The sequence below is a fragment of the Ideonella alba genome (assembly GCF_018069845.1).
Classification (GTDB): domain Bacteria; phylum Pseudomonadota; class Gammaproteobacteria; order Burkholderiales; family Burkholderiaceae_C; genus Ideonella; species Ideonella alba.
Window position 1 is genome coordinate 41,115 of record NZ_JAGQDD010000024.1, and the last position, 15,890, is coordinate 57,004.

The following is a 15,890-nucleotide window of genomic DNA, read 5'->3' on the forward strand; positions in this document are numbered from 1 at the left end:
CCCACCGCTCATGACCTCGCTCACCCCCCTGCCCTGGCTCGCCGCCATCATCGACCTCGACGGCACAATGGTGGACACCGTGGGCGACTTCGATGCCGCGTTGAACCGCACGCTGGCCGAGCTGGACCAGCCGGCCATCCAGCGTGCCTTCATCGAGCGCACCGTGGGCAAGGGCTCGGAGCACCTGATCCGCCGCACACTGGCCGAGGTGGGCGCGCCGGCCGAGCTGTACGAGGCCGCCTGGGCCGCCTACCAGCGCCACTACCGCAGCATCAACGGCGCGCACTCGGCGGTGTTCCCGGGCGTACTGGAGGGCCTGCAGGCGCTGCGCGCGCGCGGCCTGCGCCTGGCCTGCCTGACGAACAAGCCGGGCGAGTTCGCGCGCGAGCTGCTGGCGCGCAAGGGTCTGGCCGGCTACTTCGACGTGGTGTTCGGCGGTGACGCCTTCGAGCGCAAGAAGCCCGACCCGCTGCCGCTGCTGCGCACCTGCGAGGCGCTGGGCACTGCGCCCGCGCAGACGCTGATGGTGGGCGACTCCAGCAACGACTGCCAGGCCGCGCGCGCCGCCGGCTGCCCGGTGGTGCTGGTACGCTATGGCTACAACCACGGCGAGCCGGTTGAGGCCTCGCAGCCCGATCGGGTGATTGATCGGCTGGATGAACTGCTGCAGCCCTGAGCGAGCGCAGGGGCCGAGCGCGTGGCCCCATCCCCCCGTTGCCACCTTCAAGCTCAGCCCCCCGCCGTGGACCTGCCAGGAAGACAGCACGTGACGCCCCCCGTTGACCGCCAACGGCCGGGCCATAGGCCGGACCTGCTGCCGGCCCTGCTGCTGGCCTGCGCCAGCTCCACGGCGCGGGCCGAGCCGGAGATCCCGCCACCCGCCGAGTTCATCGCCAGCATGGCGCTGGGCATGGCGGCTTGCTCGCGGCGCGCGCCCGCGCAGGCCGCGGTCTTCGCCCGCGTGCGGCAGGTGCTGGCGGGCAGCTTCGCCGGCCGGAGCTATGCGTCGTACATTGGCACGGCCGAGTACGAGGCTCATGACCGGCGGCTCAGCACCGAGCTGAGCCAGGCCTCAGAAGCCGATCTGGCCGAGTCCTGCCGGATCCTGCTGCAGCTGGCCCAGGGGCCCTCGCAGGGCGTCCTGTACCACCGCTGAGGCGCGGCCTCAGCGCGCCACCACCCGCCCCATCTGCCGCACCACCAGCGCCAGCGCGAGTGCCAGCACGGTGAGCGGTGCACCGGCCTCACTGCAGACTGCCCGTCGTACCAGTGTGGTGCGCCAAAGGTCCGTCAGCGCCCGACCGAAGCGCGGCAGCCGACGAAGCCGACAGAGCCGATCAGGCAAGTGCTCAACGCGCCAGTTCGCGCCGCAGGGCAGCGATGTTGTCCTGCGCGCGCTGCCGCTCGGCGGGATCCACGACACGCCCACCGCTCTGCAGGGCGGCCAGCGCAGCTTGCTCCTGGCGCAACTCGTTCTCCAGGATGGCGCGCCGAGTGATGTCACGCTGGCGCTGCAACGTCGGTGCAACACCGGGGCTCGGTGGGGAGGCGGGCGGGGAGGCGGGCGGGGAGGCGGGTACGGACTCGACGCAGCCCTGGGCGCCCCCGACGATCAGCTCGACCCGTCCCTGACGACAATGCCACTGCGCTGACGCGGGCCTGAGCAGCAGGCCCAGCACGACCACGGCGAGCCATGGGCCGGGACCGGCGGTCATATCGGCGCGTTGCTGATCGGCACGGCCAGCAACCGGCCTTCGGCATCCTCGATCGTGATGGGCATGTCCGTCAGACACACGCCGTTGAAGGTCAGCGTGAAGCCCTCCCCCGGCATGTTGACGCGTGCACGATCGAGCGACATGGCCAAGGGCGCAGCATTCTTCAGCACATAGGGCGGCTTGCCGCCATAGACATGGACGGTTGGGCCGATCCCCACGAAGCAGCTGCCCTTGGCGCCGACCTTGACCGCATCGGGCGACGCCCAGACGGCCTCGGCCGGACCCAGTTCGTTGCCGCCACCGCCGCAGCCGGCCAGGGCGATCGCCAGCGGCAAGGCCACCAGGCCGCGCCGGGAAGAACGTGGGATGGATGTGGACACGGAGCGATCCTTGCGAAGACTTCAGGGTTGGTAGGCCGGCGACTGCATCTCGACCAGGGCATAGGCCTCGATGGGCAGTCGGCCGCGTTGGTAGTAGCGGGCGCACAGCACAGGGTGGGACAGGCCGAAGGTGGACTCGGTGATGCTGACGTCACCCCAGGCGTCGACGCCCGCGTCTCCGCCGCACATCACGCGACGGACCACGCCGGCCATCAAGGGGACCTTCATCTCGTAGCCGTAGACGACCTTGATCTTCAGCAGGTTGGCGTCGCGCAGGTTCATCTTGGACTTGGGCTGCACGGCTTGGCTGCGGAACGCGAGGTTGTCGTTCGGGATGTAGGTGACCCCTTTGACGGGATCACGCACACCGAAATCGGCGAAAGCCTCGGGCGAGGGCGACAGCACGGTCAGGTCGCTGAAGAGCAGGCTGTCCACCTTGGCCTGGGCCAGCGCCAGCGCCAAACGGGTGTGGTCATTGCGGTGGGAGCCATCCTGGTAGAACGGGCTGAGCCCGCGCGCCAGCGCCTCGTTCATGGCGCTGCGGCTGGCGTTGTGCGTCGCCCCCACCCGCGCCGCCATGAAGGTGGCGTGGTTCAGCGTGGTCTTGGCCATGAAGACGAAGCCCACCTGGATCAGGCCGAGCATGAACAGCACAGCGAACGGAAAGACGATCACGAACTCGACCAACGACGCGCCTTGCTGAAGGCGCTGGGCCCATGCGGGCTTCATGCTGGGGCTCCCCGCCGCCATGCGGCCCGGTGCCCGAAGGCCGCAGGCAGGGCCCGCGCCAGCGGAAGCAGCGCCAGCAGCCACCACTGCGGGGCGGCACTGCGCGCATAGAACGAGGCGGTGCTGCCGGCGGGGACCCCCACGGGCCAGGGCTGGATGCGTGCGCCGCGCAGCGGCAGCATGCGCTGCACCTGCCCGTCGGGCAGGGCGAGCAGCGTCGGCCCGCTGTTGGCCACCCGCAGCACGGGCAAACCGGTCTCCATGGCGCGCAGCCGGGCCAGCGCAACCATCTGCTGGCGATACATCGGGTGGTCGATCCAGCCGTCCTCGGACAGCACGACCAGCCATTCGGTGTTGGCTGCCCGCTCGGCGGCTTCCAGAGCGAAGGACATCTCGTGGCAGATCAACACGCCCGTGGCGTGTCCCGCCACCAGCAGCGACTCCACCAATTCCTCGGGGGCGGGACTGGGCCCCTCGAGCGTGCGGCCGAAGGCCTGCCCATCGATCCAGCCCATCAGCGACGGCCAGGGCAGATACTCGCCGCCGGGAACCAGTCGACGCTTGCCATACATCGACGCTCGGCCTGGGGCGAGCTGAAGCGCCGTGTTGACCATGCGGAGGCCGGTCGCGTCGTGCAGCGCGTGCGGCATGCCCAGCAGCAGCGTGACGCCACGGGTGTCCACCTGCTGCAGCAGGTCGGCCCAGACCCCTTCCGCCCTCTGAGGGGGTGGCTCAGCAAAGAAGCTCTCTGGGGTGACCACCGCCTGGCCGGCGCCGGCCAGTTGCATGGCCTGATCCAGTGCCGCGAGCTGGCGATCTCGCCCTGGTCGGCTGGACGCCTGACCATGGTCGATGTGGGTGGCCAGGGCCACCACCCGCCACCCGTCGGTGTGTGCGCGGGTCTCGGTGGGCGGGGGTCGCAACGGGACCGTGAGGAGCATCGGCAGCAACACAGCGGCCACCGCGGCCATGCGCCGAGGTCCACGGTGGTCAGGCGACAGCAGCGCCCTGGCTGCCACCGCGGCAGCACCGCAACCGATGGCCGACCACCCCAGCCCGCCCACCAGGCTCAGCGGCAGCGCTGCGCCAGGCATCGCCGACAGGGGGTCCGCCAGCGACGCGTAGCCGTGCCCCGCCCAGCCCCATTGGCGCCAAGCCTCACCCGACGCCAGGGCGATGGCCCACGCTGCCAGGCGCTGGCGCGCTGTGGTGTCCCGCGCCTTGGACCAGCGCACCAGCATCCAGGGCAGCATCACGCAGACCGAGTGGTGACACACGGACACCAGCATCGCCAGCCACTGCCAGAGCAGCCGCGCGTCCGAGGCGTCCTGCACCGCGGTGGCCACCCAGACCGTGCCGACACCGGACCAGGCCCAGACACCGCATGCGAGGCAGGCGACCTCCTGGCGACGATCCTGGCACCCATGGATGCCCATCGCCCACAGCAACAAGGCGGGCCAGGCCAGAACCGACCACGCCGGTCCTGCCAGCGACAGGCCGATCAGGGCGCCGGACACCGCGCCGGTCCAAGCGGGTTTGACCTGTGGAGTGCTGGGCACTTTGATGGCGCGACGTGGCGATCCAAGGGTTTTGACAATCAGCGCCGAGGGGGTTTCGGGCGCCGCGACCCAGGGAAATTAATCCGTCGGCATTCGGCCGGCCATCACCCATGAGGGGGGGATGACATCAGCAGGTCTTGAAGTAGTCTGGTGGCCATCGACAGCCGCGTGTCATACCCATTCCAGCGATACATCGGCGTCGACCTTCGACTCAATCAACCTCAGGGAGCGAATATGTCCGCACACAGCATGAAGGGCCGTCATCACGGCCAGGGGATGACCGAGTACATCATCATCGTGGCGCTGATCGCGATCGCATCGATCGGCGTCTACAACCTCTTCGGCAAAACAATCCGCAACCAAACGGCGGGTCTGGCGGCGGGTTTGGCTGGAGAGGATGGGCACGCCAAGAATGCGATTAAGGCCGCGCGGGATGCTGAGGAGGCAGCCAAGTCCGACGCCAATACCCCACGTGGGTTGTCGAGCTTTGCCGATTCGACGGGCGAAAAGTAAGAACTCAAGGTCCGAACCCTTCTCATCTACTTGACGCTGGTGATGCATGTCTGGATTCACTCGTCATCTGGGCTGCCGGGCATCTCGCCTGCGTCGTACTCCTGAAGTCTGAATGTATGCGCATGTTCCGTCTGCTTCTGTGGCTGCTCTGGGCCGCATTCGCTGCTTCCACCGCCCACGCGGCGGCTTCACCTGAACCCAGTGACCACCCGCTGCTTTCTCGCATTCCGGGGTTTGAGGTCCACTCAAAGACGGGTCCGAGATTCGATGTCGTGAAAATCGAAGACTTCAGCATCGCAGGCCAGATCGGCAAGAATTCTCAGGCATTTCAAGCCGAGGGTAAGGTTACTTTCATTGACTACAACGATGACAAAGAGACCACTTCCCCAGCGTTCATCTACAGAAATTATCTTAGTGCGGCCAAGTCACTCGGCGGCGTGCAACTCAACTCGAACTTTGGGCCTACTAGCCGGGATGTTCAAGGAGGGCACCACATTTTCCAGATTCCTAGCAAGTCCGTGGCTGAGCCCACCTACGTCCTGCTGCGAATCAACGGCTCGCGGCGGTATTCACTGACATTCATCGAACCCAGCCCGATGGTCCAGCAGGTCACGGTTGGGAAGCTCGCCCAGGAGATGGCTGACCAGGGGTTTGCCACGATTCGTTTGAATTTCGCCACTGGAAGCGCAGAGGTGCCACCAGACGCTGCGCAGACCCTGCAAACCATCGTGCAGTGGCTCAAGCAGACGCCGTCGTTGCGCCTGTCGATCGAGGGCCACACCGACAACGTGGGCCAGGCCGCCGACAACAAGCGGCTGTCTCAGGCCCGCGCAGAGGCAGTGAGCAAGGCTTTGCAGGCGCAGGGTGTTGCGGCCAACCGCTTGTCCGCCAAGGGTTGGGGACAAGAGCAGCCGATCGCCGACAACCGGGCCGAGGCTGGTCGAGCCCAGAACCGACGCGTCGAATTGGTGAAGGCGCCATGAGGACTCGACAACTTGTCTCGATCAAGCGGTCAGCTCAGGCCAGTGCACTGAGCCTCTGAAGGCCAGCACCCAAAACAGGAGGGAGAGACCATGCGCAGGAGGCCCCCATGGGTCGGCGCATTCTGCGCACACCCACTGCAGCCGCGCCGGCAGCAGCGCGGCCAGGCCTTGATCTGGCTTCTGGGCACGCTGTCGGTGGCAGCTGCCGTGATGTACGGCGTGTTCAACGTCTCGCAACTCACCGTGGCGAAGGAGCGGACGGTGAACGCGGCCGATGCCGCCGCGCTGGCCGGCGCCACGGTGGAAGCGCGGCTGCTCAACCTGATGGCCTACAACAACCGCGCCATGATGGCCAACGAGGCATTCCTGGTGCAGATGCTCAGCCTGGAGAGCTGGACCCAGTACTTCTCAAACACGGCAGAACACATTGGCGACGTGATGGACGTGCTGGGCGCGGTCGTACCTCAAGTGGCGATCGCGGCCCGGCTGTTGCACGAGTTGGCGGCCGCCGCCGACGAAGGGCATGTGCGCCTGGGTCAGTCGATCGGCAAGGTCGTCACCGCATTGGAAGGCGAGAAGAAGCTGTTCAAAGGCAGTCACCTGGCGGTTAGGACCACGGGAAGCCTGCTGGCGCAGGATGCCGCAGTGACCGTAGCGGAGGCCAACCGTGCCCAGTATGGGCAGCACATCGATGCTGGGGTGCAACTCGATCGTCGCCCGGCGGTCTTGGCGCTGACCCTGACCGCCAACGCGCGGGAGTGGCTGAGCTTCACTCGGCAGTACGGCACAACCGGGGACGACCGGCGTGATGCCGCCCAGGTCCTACTGGCCTCGCGCGATGGCTTCTCAGCGTCTCGACCCGGCGCGGGTTGGCTGAACTTCGACGCCCTGCTGTTCGGCCTCGAGAAAGACGGTGGCTCCCGCCTCAAGAGCTATGAGCGTTGGGAGTCCCAGGACACCTTGGAGCTGTGGGTCAAGGGTCTGTGCGGCAAGCCGCCGCGGCCCTGCAAGCTGTACACACCGATCGGGTGGGGTCGCTCCAACGCGGACTACGTTGGTGGTCGTGGCGATAGCTGGTCACCTCGGCGCAGCGCACAGATGTTGGCCTACGAAGACGCGAGCAGGCACGCGGAGTGGACCGGAGTGCCCCATGTCTACGACATCAGAGACAAGTCCCTGTCCCAGCGCAGTCGCCTGGGTCTGGACTTCGTGGTGGTGGTGAGCCGCCCTGCGTCGAACACCCTGACCAGTGATGCGCTGCGAATGGGTGCACCAACGGGCTCGGTGGCTGGCTCCTCGGAGATGCCCGAGCGCCTGGCTGGCCACCGGCTGAGCGCAATTGGCAAGGCGCGGGTCTTCTTTGAGCGCCCGCGCCGCGGCCTGCCCAACGACTTCACGGCCCGCTCACTGTGGCGCCCAGACAGCGCCAAGGAGCACGGTTCCTTGTTCAGCCCCTACTGGCAAGCTCGGCTGGCAGACACCAGCCAGAGCGAAAAGACGGCCCTTCTGATGGCCATGGGACTGGCGCCGGACGCCGCGCTGTACACACCTGGAGGGCAATGAAGATGCGCTGCGCTGTGCGCGGTCAAGATCGCTGCCGAACGCTTGGGCTGCTGCTGCTGTGGATGTTGTTCAATGGGTCAGCCGTCGCCGACGGTGGGCCCCTGCGGGTGGTGTTGCGCGGCTACGCACACCCGGCAACGATCCAGGAGCATCTGGAACTTCTGTCCCACGCATGCTGGACCAGCAAAGGACTGCCCGCCGCCCCTGTGCCCCTCTTGTCAGCGGCCCAGTTGGAGCAAGCGCCCCAGGAGCAGAACGAAGAACTCTTCGACGGCGAACGGTGGGCGATGTACACGACCAACGCGGCCTTTGTAGTCGATCCTTCCAACTGCCAGCCGATCATCCTGCGCAGTTTTCAGGTCAACGTCATCGATGGATGTCGACGAGCACTTCGAGGACACAAAGGCACGCCTCTCTACAACGGCAATGAGACTGCTCAGGCCATGGTGTTCGATGATCCTGTCGGCTGTGCCCGGCGGCAGACCAAGCGCGAGACCGACCTCAGCGGCCTGCCCGTCGACGATGCCGGACTGGGCGTTCAATGCATCTGGACAGCAGACATCGTCGCCCGAGAGCTCAAGATGCCCCTGGGAAAACGCAGCGGCACTGACACCTGCCTCTACGCGCGCCGCTCGCATGTGGCCCATCCCAGCGGCACCAAGCGGGTCGTCGTGCGCATGCGCCTGGACAACAGAAATGACCGCGGCGGCGACGTCGGCGCCATCATTCCTATGGCTGCTGAGATGAAGCTCGCCGAGTTCAGCGACGGCACCCCGATTCCACCCACCCGTTTCTCCCGCGAGGGCGTCGAGGCCTTCCTGCGCCAGCCGCACAAGCAAGCGCTGGGAGCCGCCCGATGACCGCGCTGCGATTGCACCAGCATGGCCAGTCGATGGCGGAATTCCTGATCGGCCTGGCGGTGATGCTGCCGCTGTTTCTGGGCATCAGCTACCTGGGCCGCTATGGTGACCTGAACCAGACAGCCACACAGGCCAGCCGCTACGCGGCCATGCAGAAGGCCATGCATCCTGGCCTGTCCGAGGACCGGATCCAGGACCAGATGCGGGCCCGCTTCTTCCTGCACGGGAGCCATCTGCATGGCGGCAGGCTGCGCTCTGACGACAGCGTCGCGTCGATCCAGGGCGCCAAGGGGCAGACCTCGTTGTGGCTGGACCTGTCCGGCCAGCCACTGCTGGAGAAGCCCGAGGACGTGAGCGTGGTCTTCAGCGGGGTCGCGATGGGCAGCAAGGGACCGCTGGCCGAGGCCAAGGCCATGGCCTGGTCAGCCGGAAAGCACTACCCCGCGGGCACCGTCGCTCGGGTGGAGGTTTCGCTGATCAACCGGCTGCCGCTGGCCGAGAGCCTGAAGACCGATCGCCTCACGCTGGCCGCCGCCACGGCCGCAGGCGCGAACGCGCTGGGCAGCAGCGGCTCGAAAGCCACCCGTGACGCGGCGGCGGTCATTGTTCCGCTGACCCACATGCCCGGCATGTTGAGCGACTTTGTGGAACGGGCCGTCTCGCTGTTCGAACCCGAAGGACCCGTGCTGGGCTGCATCAAGCCTGACCCGATTTACGCGAGCCGCCTGGAGGGGGCCGGTACCGCAGGGCCCTGCGTGCCATGAAGTCGCTCCTGGGCGCGCTGGTCTGGGTGATGGCGGGCGCAGCGGTCGCCAGCCCGGTCGAGTGGGTCGATATCCAGCTGCCGCCGCGAACCCATGCCGAGTGGGTCACCAACGACGCCGTGGTCAATGGCTTGCCGACCCGGCTGCAGCACTTCGTCTCCGAGTTGACGCCGCGCGAGGTGTTCGACTTCTTCGAACGTGAATGGGCGCGCCGGTCCGTTGGCGCGCCGCGTCGGGTCGATACCGGGGGCTGGATGGCCTTGTCGACGCTGGCCGGTGGACTGCAGGTGGCCGTTCAGGTGCGCGAGCATCCCGAAGGCCGAGGCTGTGAGGGGCTGATCAGTTGGGGCCATGTCCAGGGCCTGCGGCGCGATCTGGCACCGACCTGGCTGCCCCGTTTCTCAGACCACCGCATCGCGCAGAGCATGGCCTCCACCGATGGGCCCGTACGCAGCGAGCGCGTGACCCTGGTCAGCCGGGCGCCATTCGAGGTGCAGGTCCGTCGCTGGCGGGACCACTGGCAGCGACAAGGCTGGCGCGCCACGTTCGACCGCGAAAGCCCTGCCGACGCCGCAACCGGCCGCAGTTGGCTGGCCAGTTTCGAGCGGCCCCCGCAAAGCGTTGATGTGGTGATCAGCTGGCAGCCGCAGGCGCAGCGTGGCGTCGCCACGATCAACCTGCTGGCGCCCGCCACCGCTGCCCTGACACGCTGAGCCATGACGAACGTCGCTGAACACCGACGCCCAGTCCTCCGCGGTGATGGCGGGCAGTCCATGGTCGAGTACCTCGTGGTCGTGTCTGCACTGGTGGCGACCTTGTTCATCGTCGAGGTGGACGGCCGGACCGGCGCGCAGCACCTGGCCGACATGGTCCGGCTCTTCTACCGCAACCTCACCTACTTCCTCTCCTTGCCCTGACCATGCGGTTTGCCCGACCCCAGATCAACACCCACTGGCTGCTGCTGGGCGTCGCCATCGCGCTGGGCGCCGGGGCTGTCTACCTGAGCAACCACCTGATCCACAGCCGATTGGCGCAGCTCGAGGAAGAGAGCCGCCGCGGGCGCGAGATGGTCCGGGTGGTCGTCGCCAAGCGTGACCTGGACCGTGGTGAGCCGATCTCGGCCGACGCGATGGCCGTTCGAGAGGTGCCCAAGGAGTTTGTGCACCAGAGCGCGGTGATGCCCGGCCAGTTCGGTGACTTCGAGCGCCAGCGGCTGACCGTGCCGATCAAGCGTGGCGAAGTGTTGCTGCCCATGCACGCCGAAGGCGGTGGTCGTTACGTGTTCTCGGCCACGTTGAAGAAGGGGCTGCGGGCGATGACGGTCGAGGTCGACTCGGTGAACTCGATCTCCGGCATGCTCAAGCCCGGCGACTTCATCGACCTGATCTATTCCGGCCGGCCAGCTGCTGCGCAGGGGACCGCGCGCGACGACGAATTGACGCTGCCGCTGCTGTCCAAGGTGCCGGTGCTGGCCACCGACCAGCGGGTCAATCGGCGGGACGATGGCTCCGAGTCGGCCTACTCGACCATCACCCTGGAGGTCAGTCCTGAGGAAGCCGATCGCATCATCGTGGCCCGCGCCGCCGGTCGGCTGACCGCGCTGCTGCGCAACCCGGACGACACCGATCCCAACCACACGCCGGTGATGAGTGGCGCGTCACTGATCAGCCAGCGCCCGGCGCAGGTGGGTGACCGTCGGGTCGAGTTCATCGTCGGTGGACAGGGCAGTGGTCTGGCCAACGTGATCGACGCCAAGGTGTCCGGGCTGGCACCGCTGCTCAAGGGCTTGCTGGAGCCAGCGGGTCCATCGGTACCGGCGGCCGGCCGTCCAGCGGCCACGGCCATCCGTTGACGCCCTGCAACCGACCCACCTTCCTCGGGAGATTCCGTTGTTCCTGCGCGCCATGATGTCCGCCTGCGCCCGGTGGTGCTGCCGTCCAGCCGCCTGTCTGACCGCGTGTCTGGCCTGGCCGGTCATTGCCACGGCCGCGGTGCCCACCGTGGCTGCGGCCACGCCGCCAGCGGCACCCATGCCGGCCGGCGCCACCACGTCGCCCGTGTCCACAGCGCGCGGCACGCCGATGGAGACCCGAGTCCTGCCCGCCCAGCGTGCCCCGGCCCGCACACCCCCGCCCGTGGCTGCCCCCGAGGTCGAGCTGGGGCCGAACCGCCGCATGGTGGTGGGCGAGGTCGGCACCATCGGCCTGCCGGCGATCAGCCGCATCGCCATCGGCAACGGCGCCGTGGTCAAGGCGACGGTCGTGGACGACCGTGAGATCGTGTTGCTGGCCGAGGCCGCTGGCGAGACGACGATGCATGTCTGGCTCAAGTCGGGCCGGCAGATCAGCTACCAGCTCAAGGTCGAGGCGGTGCGTGCCTCGCGGGTGCTGGAGGATCTGCAGGAGCTGATCCGCGCGGTGCCCGGCGTCACCGCGCGCCAGGTGGGAGACCGCATCGTCATGGAGGGGCGATACCCCGACGCCGAAACGGCCATCCGCATGAACAAGCTGGCGGCCAGTTTCCCCCAGGCTCTGAACCTGGTGGCCGAGCGGCCGGCCGATGCCGACCCGCTGCAAATGGAGCGCATGGTGCAGATCGACCTGCGCGTCGTCGAGGTGAAGAAGCGCGCACTCGACCAACTCGGGGTGAAATGGGGCAGCAGCGCCCAGGGCCCCAGCTTCGCCACCAACATCCTGGGCTACAGCAACACGCCGTGGCGGCCCGCGGACAACGTCGGCCTGCCACCGGTCAGCAGCGTGGTGCCGGCACGCAGCTACTTCGGCCTCGCCACGCAGCTCAGCTCGGCCATCCACCTGCTGGAGCAGAACGGCGACGCCTGGGCCCTGGCAGAGCCGCGCCTGAGCTGCCGCAGTGGCGGCGAGGCCAGCTTCCTGGCGGGCGGCGAGATCCCGATCCCCGTGGCCCAGGGCCTGGGAGCGGTCACCGTCGAGTACAAGCAATATGGCGTGCGCATCGAGTTCAAGCCTGTGGCCGACGGCGAGGGCAACATCGACTCGGCGCTGATGGTCGAGGTCTCCGAACCCGACGCGCGCAACTCGAACGCCGGCTATGTGGCCTTCACCACGCACCGCACCGAAACCCGCGTGGCCTTGCGCCAGGGTGAGCCACTGGTGATCTCGGGCCTGCTGCGCCAGCGTGCCGAGCGCGGCATGGACGGCATCCCCGGCCTGGCGCGCATCCCGGTGGTCAATACCCTCTTCCGCTCGCGCGAGAACACCACCGAGCAGACCGAGCTGTTCGTGATCGCCACGCCCCGGGTGATCACACCAGACTCGGCGATCAACCGCGAGGCGCTGGACAAGGCCGCTGCCGCCGCCGCGGCGGCGGCCGACAAGGTGAGGCCGCGCGTCACGCCCAGCACCATCGAGGGCAACTTCGACATGAGCAGGTGACGACCCATGCTGATCGTTGACGGCATTCCCGGGCAGACAGGCCCGCTGCGGGTCGAGGCCCCGCGCTGCGTCATCGGCAAGGACCTTGACTGCGAGGTGACCTTGCCTGGCTGGCGCGTGAGCCGCCGTCATGCCGAGGTTTTCGTCAGCAATGATCGCGTCTATGTCCGCGATCTGGCGTCCGCCTTTGGAACCCTGATCAATGAGCGCAAGGTCGACGGCACGGCCGTGGTGGACGAGCAGGACCAGTTGCGCATCGGCGGACACCAGTTGAGGGTGCGCCTGCAGCGGGCGCCAGTGACCCCGCCGGCCACGGCCGCCCCCGCCGACGCACAGCCGCGGGCCGCGGCGGTCCCGGCCGTTGGGGAGGCAGTGTCCGCCCCCGCGGCCACGGCCGACGCCGACGATGAGCTCTACCGCTTCCGGCGCGCGCTGCATGGTCGGCTGCTGGATGCCTTCGATGTGCGCCGCGTCGACACCCACCGCATGGGTGACGCCGAGCTGCGCGAGCTGACCGAGCGGATGATCCGCGAGCTCATCGCGCAGATGTCGGCTGATCTGCCGCCACAGGTGGACCGCGTGCGCCTGCTGGAGGAGGTCCGCGACGAGGCGATTGGCCTGGGTCCGCTGGAGCCGCTGCTGGCCGATGCCTCGGTCACCGAGATCATGGTCAATCGTCACGACGAGGTCTTCGTTGAGCGCGCCGGCCGACTGCAGCGATGGGCCGTCAACTTCACCAGCGATCGCGCGGTGCAGGGCGTGATCGAGCGCATCGTCGCGCCGATCGGGCGCCGGATCGACGAGAGCTCACCCATGGTCGATGCGCGCCTGAAAGACGGCTCACGGGTCAACGCCGTGATCTCGCCGCTGGCACTCAAGGGCCCCTCGATCACGATCCGCAAGTTCTCCCAGCGCAAGCTGGGCGCCGGCGACCTGCTGAAGTTCGGCTCCGCCAGCCCGGCGATGATCGATTTCCTTCGCGTGTGTGTGGAGCAGCGCAAGAACATGCTGATCTCCGGCGGCACCGGCTCGGGCAAGACCACGCTGTTGAACATCCTGTCCAACTTCATCCCCGACGGCGAACGTATCGTCACGATCGAGGACGCCGCCGAGCTGCAGTTGCACCACGCGAACCTGGTGTCGATGGAAGCGCGCCCGGCCAACCTGGAGGGCAAGGGGGCGGTGTCGATCCGCGACCTGGTGAGGAACTCGCTGCGCATGCGGCCCGACCGTGTGGTGGTGGGCGAGTGCCGCGGCGGCGAGGCCCTGGACATGCTGCAGGCCATGAACACCGGTCACGACGGCTCGCTGACCACCGCCCATGCGAACAGCCCGCGGGACATGCTGGCGCGGCTGGAGGTGATGGTGCTGATGGCGGGCATGGACCTGCCGGTCACGGCGATCCGCGAGCAAGTGGCCTCTGCGCTGGACATCATCGTGCAGCAGACACGCTTCGCCTGCGGCACCCGCAAGATCACCAGCATCGTTGAAGTGACCGGCGTCGAAAGCGGTCGCATCCAGCTGCAGCAAGTCTTCGCCTTCCAGCAGTCCGGCATCGACCACCAGGGCAAGACCCGCGGTCACTTCGCCGGGCGCGGCTTCGTGCCGGAGTTCTACGAGGAACTGCGGCGCATCGGCGTGCCACTGAACCTGGACATCTTCTTCTCGGGCATGCCCGCCGAAGAAGTCGCACGGATGCGCCGCCCATGAACACCGAAGCGCTGGTGATCGCCCTGCTGGTCTTTGCCAGCGTGCTCCTGCTGGTGAGTGCCATCAGCGGCGCCTACATCGCTTGGCGGGCCAGCTTCACCGAACACGCCCGTGTGACGCTGGAGGACATGTTCCTGTTCATTGACCCGCGCCGCCTGTTCCGTCTGAACCTGCTGATGTTCATGCTGCTGCCGCTGCTGGTCTGGCTGCTGAGCGGTGCGCCGGTGCTGGCGCTGCTGGCCGGCTTGCTGGGCGCTGGGCTGCCGCGCCTGGCCTGGGTGGTGATGCGCCAACGCCGAGCCGCCCGGCTGGTGCAGCAGCTGCCCGATGGGCTGACGATGATGGCCGGCTCGCTGCGGGCCGGTGCCAGCCTGCAAAACGCACTGGACCTGTTGGTGCGCGAGAGCCCTGCGCCGCTGTCCCAGGAATTCTCGCTGCTGCTGCGCGAACAGCGGCTGGGCGTGGCGCTGGAGGACGCACTGCACGGCATGGGACAGCGGCTGAAGATGGAGGAGGTGGACCTCTTCGTCTCGGCGCTGACGATCGCCAAGGAGGTGGGTGGCAATCTCTCTGAAGTGCTGGAGCGGCTGTCGTCCGCGCTGCGCGCCAAGGCGGTGATGGAAGGCAAGATCCGCGCGCTCACCGCGCAAGGCAAGCTGCAGGGCCTCATCGTCGGCCTGCTGCCCATCTTCCTGGCCGGCGTCCTGTATCTGATGGATCCGCCAGCCATGCTGCCGCTGTTCACCACCCTGTACGGCTGGGGCGTGATGGCAGCCGTCGCCGTGCTGCTGCTGCTGGGCGGCGTCTTCATCCGCAAGATTGTCTCGATCGACGTATGACACATCCCCTGATGGTCTCCGTGCTCGGCGGTCTCGCGCTGGTCTTGCTGTTGATTGCGGCCTGGGGCCTCTACACCACGCTCGGCCGCGCCGACGCCACCTACCGTGACAGGCCGCCGCCGGGTTTTCGCGTCCTGTGGCCGCTGATCAACATCCTCGGCAACAGCGTGGCCACCCTGCTGACGCCAGGCCGGCGACAGACCATCTTGACCCGCCTGCGGCGCGCCGGCCAGGAGTACGCGCTGACACCAGAGCAATTCATCGGGGGCCAGTTGCTGTCCGCGCTGCTGGCGGGGCTGCTGGCGCAGTGGCTGCTGGACGGCAGCTCGCTGGCCGCCCTGCTGGGCGGCGGTCTGCTGGGCTGGTACTACCCGGACCTCTGGCTGAAGGACCACACCCAGCGCCGCCGGTTGGCGGTGCTCAAGGCCATGCCCTACTTCCTGGACATCGTCACGCTGGCCATCGAGGCGGGCCTGAACCTCACTGGCGCGCTGCAAAAGGCGGTCGACCGCAGCAAGCCCGGGCCCCTGATGTCCGAGATCAACCGCGTGCTGCGCGATATCCGGGCCGGCAAGCCCCGCGTCGATGCGCTGCGCGACCTGGCCGAGCGCATGGATTTCGCGCCGGTCTCCAGCCTGGTGAGTGCGCTGGTCCAGGGCGAACTGATGGGCTCGAGCCTGGGTCCGGTGCTGCGCGCCCAGAGCGACCAGCGCCGCACCGAGCGCTTCCAGCGCGCCGAGAAGTTGGCGATGGAGGCCCCGGTGAAGATGCTCGGGCCGCTGATCCTGTTCATCTTCCCGTGCACGTTCATCGTGCTGGGCTTTCCGATCGTCATGAAGTTCCTCAGCGCGGGCCTTTGAGA

The 15,890-nt window shown here is 67.8% G+C and carries 18 protein-coding genes; 14 read left to right on the top strand and 4 right to left on the bottom strand.

Translation table 11 applies throughout. The features are described from left to right. Window positions 1-10: 10 nt before the first annotated feature. The gene (locus tag KAK03_RS22005; protein WP_210856822.1) at window positions 11-676 is read left to right on the top strand and encodes a phosphoglycolate phosphatase; all 666 of its coding nucleotides are present in this window, start codon (window positions 11-13) and stop codon (window positions 674-676) included. Window positions 677-766: 90 nt separating this feature from the next. Then, on the top strand, window positions 767-1,156 hold the full coding sequence (locus KAK03_RS22010; RefSeq protein ID WP_210856823.1) for a hypothetical protein: 390 nt from the start codon (window positions 767-769) through the stop codon (window positions 1,154-1,156). Window positions 1,157-1,349: 193 nt separating this feature from the next. On the opposite strand, the gene KAK03_RS22015 is transcribed toward KAK03_RS22010, so the two are convergent. Genes KAK03_RS22015 through lnt form a run of 4 tightly spaced genes read right to left on the bottom strand, consistent with a single transcriptional unit; the run spans window position 1,350 to window position 4,341 of the window. Next, window positions 1,350-1,715: a hypothetical protein gene (locus KAK03_RS22015; RefSeq protein WP_210856824.1), complete on the bottom strand. Its 366-nt coding sequence runs from the start codon at window positions 1,713-1,715 to the stop codon at window positions 1,350-1,352. Then, window positions 1,712-2,056, bottom strand: coding sequence for a hypothetical protein (locus KAK03_RS22020; protein WP_210856825.1), 345 nt, complete (start codon window positions 2,054-2,056; stop codon window positions 1,712-1,714). The genes KAK03_RS22015 and KAK03_RS22020 overlap by 4 nt, the downstream gene beginning before the upstream one ends. Window positions 2,057-2,116: 60 nt before the next feature. Continuing rightward, entirely contained in the window at window positions 2,117-2,824 is a 708-nt protein-coding gene (locus KAK03_RS22025; protein WP_210856826.1) for a TadE/TadG family type IV pilus assembly protein, read from the bottom strand. Beyond that, on the bottom strand, window positions 2,821-4,341 hold the full coding sequence (gene lnt / locus KAK03_RS22030) for an apolipoprotein N-acyltransferase (protein WP_210856827.1): 1,521 nt from the start codon (window positions 4,339-4,341) through the stop codon (window positions 2,821-2,823). The genes KAK03_RS22025 and lnt overlap by 4 nt, the downstream gene beginning before the upstream one ends. A gap of 192 nt (window positions 4,342-4,533) precedes the next feature. Here lnt and KAK03_RS22035 point away from each other — a divergent pair, with 192 nt between their 5' ends. From KAK03_RS22035 to KAK03_RS22090, 12 genes are all read left to right on the top strand, one after another. Then, window positions 4,534-4,896 (top strand): hypothetical protein, encoded by a 363-nt coding sequence (locus KAK03_RS22035; RefSeq protein ID WP_310738705.1) that lies wholly within the window; start codon window positions 4,534-4,536, stop codon window positions 4,894-4,896. 122 nt (window positions 4,897-5,018) lie between these two features. Then, window positions 5,019-5,879: an OmpA family protein gene (locus KAK03_RS22040; protein ID WP_210856828.1), complete on the top strand. Its 861-nt coding sequence runs from the start codon at window positions 5,019-5,021 to the stop codon at window positions 5,877-5,879. A gap of 168 nt (window positions 5,880-6,047) precedes the next feature. Then, on the top strand, window positions 6,048-7,442 hold the full coding sequence (locus KAK03_RS22045) for a pilus assembly protein TadG-related protein (protein WP_210856829.1): 1,395 nt from the start codon (window positions 6,048-6,050) through the stop codon (window positions 7,440-7,442). Then, a complete protein-coding gene (locus tag KAK03_RS22050) occupies window positions 7,439-8,302 on the top strand; it encodes a hypothetical protein (protein ID WP_210856830.1) in 864 nt (287 codons plus the stop codon). The genes KAK03_RS22045 and KAK03_RS22050 overlap by 4 nt, the downstream gene beginning before the upstream one ends. Then, complete coding sequence (locus KAK03_RS22055; RefSeq protein WP_210856831.1) at window positions 8,299-9,066, top strand: TadE family protein; 768 nt, start codon at window positions 8,299-8,301, stop codon at window positions 9,064-9,066. Before KAK03_RS22050 ends, KAK03_RS22055 begins: the two co-directional genes overlap by 4 nt. Beyond that, window positions 9,063-9,779 (top strand): hypothetical protein, encoded by a 717-nt coding sequence (locus tag KAK03_RS22060; protein WP_210856832.1) that lies wholly within the window; start codon window positions 9,063-9,065, stop codon window positions 9,777-9,779. Before KAK03_RS22055 ends, KAK03_RS22060 begins: the two co-directional genes overlap by 4 nt. 60 nt (window positions 9,780-9,839) lie before the next feature. Then, a complete protein-coding gene (locus KAK03_RS22065) occupies window positions 9,840-9,983 on the top strand; it encodes a hypothetical protein (RefSeq protein WP_210856833.1) in 144 nt (47 codons plus the stop codon). A 2-nt stretch (window positions 9,984-9,985) separates the two neighbouring features. Next, window positions 9,986-10,918: a Flp pilus assembly protein CpaB gene (gene cpaB, locus KAK03_RS22070; RefSeq protein WP_210856834.1), complete on the top strand. Its 933-nt coding sequence runs from the start codon at window positions 9,986-9,988 to the stop codon at window positions 10,916-10,918. A 283-nt stretch (window positions 10,919-11,201) separates the two neighbouring features. Continuing rightward, window positions 11,202-12,479, top strand: a complete 1,278-nt coding sequence (locus tag KAK03_RS22075) for a type II and III secretion system protein family protein (protein ID WP_210856835.1) — start codon at window positions 11,202-11,204, stop codon at window positions 12,477-12,479. Between the two features lie 6 nt (window positions 12,480-12,485). After that, a complete protein-coding gene (locus tag KAK03_RS22080) occupies window positions 12,486-14,189 on the top strand; it encodes a TadA family conjugal transfer-associated ATPase (RefSeq protein ID WP_210856836.1) in 1,704 nt (567 codons plus the stop codon). Further along, entirely contained in the window at window positions 14,186-15,028 is an 843-nt protein-coding gene (locus KAK03_RS22085) for a type II secretion system F family protein (RefSeq protein ID WP_210856837.1), read from the top strand. The genes KAK03_RS22080 and KAK03_RS22085 overlap by 4 nt, the downstream gene beginning before the upstream one ends. Before the next feature lie 11 nt (window positions 15,029-15,039). Continuing rightward, a complete protein-coding gene (locus KAK03_RS22090; RefSeq protein WP_247661340.1) occupies window positions 15,040-15,888 on the top strand; it encodes a type II secretion system F family protein in 849 nt (282 codons plus the stop codon). Window positions 15,889-15,890: the final 2 nt, after the last annotated feature.

What these genes read in the sequence shown, in the direction of transcription:
- KAK03_RS22005 (WP_210856822.1), top strand. Translation starts at nt 11, where the DNA reads ATGACCTCGCTCACCCCCCTGCCCTGGCTCGCCGCCATCATCGACCTC.
- KAK03_RS22015 (WP_210856824.1), bottom strand. Translation starts at nt 1,715, where the DNA reads ATGACCGCCGGTCCCGGCCCATGGCTCGCCGTGGTCGTGCTGGGCCTG.
- KAK03_RS22025 (WP_210856826.1), bottom strand. Translation starts at nt 2,824, where the DNA reads ATGAAGCCCGCATGGGCCCAGCGCCTTCAGCAAGGCGCGTCGTTGGTC.
- KAK03_RS22040 (WP_210856828.1), top strand. Translation starts at nt 5,019, where the DNA reads ATGTTCCGTCTGCTTCTGTGGCTGCTCTGGGCCGCATTCGCTGCTTCC.
- KAK03_RS22050 (WP_210856830.1), top strand. Translation starts at nt 7,439, where the DNA reads ATGAAGATGCGCTGCGCTGTGCGCGGTCAAGATCGCTGCCGAACGCTT.
- KAK03_RS22055 (WP_210856831.1), top strand. Translation starts at nt 8,299, where the DNA reads ATGACCGCGCTGCGATTGCACCAGCATGGCCAGTCGATGGCGGAATTC.
- KAK03_RS22060 (WP_210856832.1), top strand. Translation starts at nt 9,063, where the DNA reads ATGAAGTCGCTCCTGGGCGCGCTGGTCTGGGTGATGGCGGGCGCAGCG.
- KAK03_RS22065 (WP_210856833.1), top strand. Translation starts at nt 9,840, where the DNA reads ATGGTCGAGTACCTCGTGGTCGTGTCTGCACTGGTGGCGACCTTGTTC.
- cpaB (WP_210856834.1), top strand. Translation starts at nt 9,986, where the DNA reads ATGCGGTTTGCCCGACCCCAGATCAACACCCACTGGCTGCTGCTGGGC.
- KAK03_RS22080 (WP_210856836.1), top strand. Translation starts at nt 12,486, where the DNA reads ATGCTGATCGTTGACGGCATTCCCGGGCAGACAGGCCCGCTGCGGGTC.
- KAK03_RS22085 (WP_210856837.1), top strand. Translation starts at nt 14,186, where the DNA reads ATGAACACCGAAGCGCTGGTGATCGCCCTGCTGGTCTTTGCCAGCGTG.
- KAK03_RS22090 (WP_247661340.1), top strand. Translation starts at nt 15,040, where the DNA reads ATGGTCTCCGTGCTCGGCGGTCTCGCGCTGGTCTTGCTGTTGATTGCG.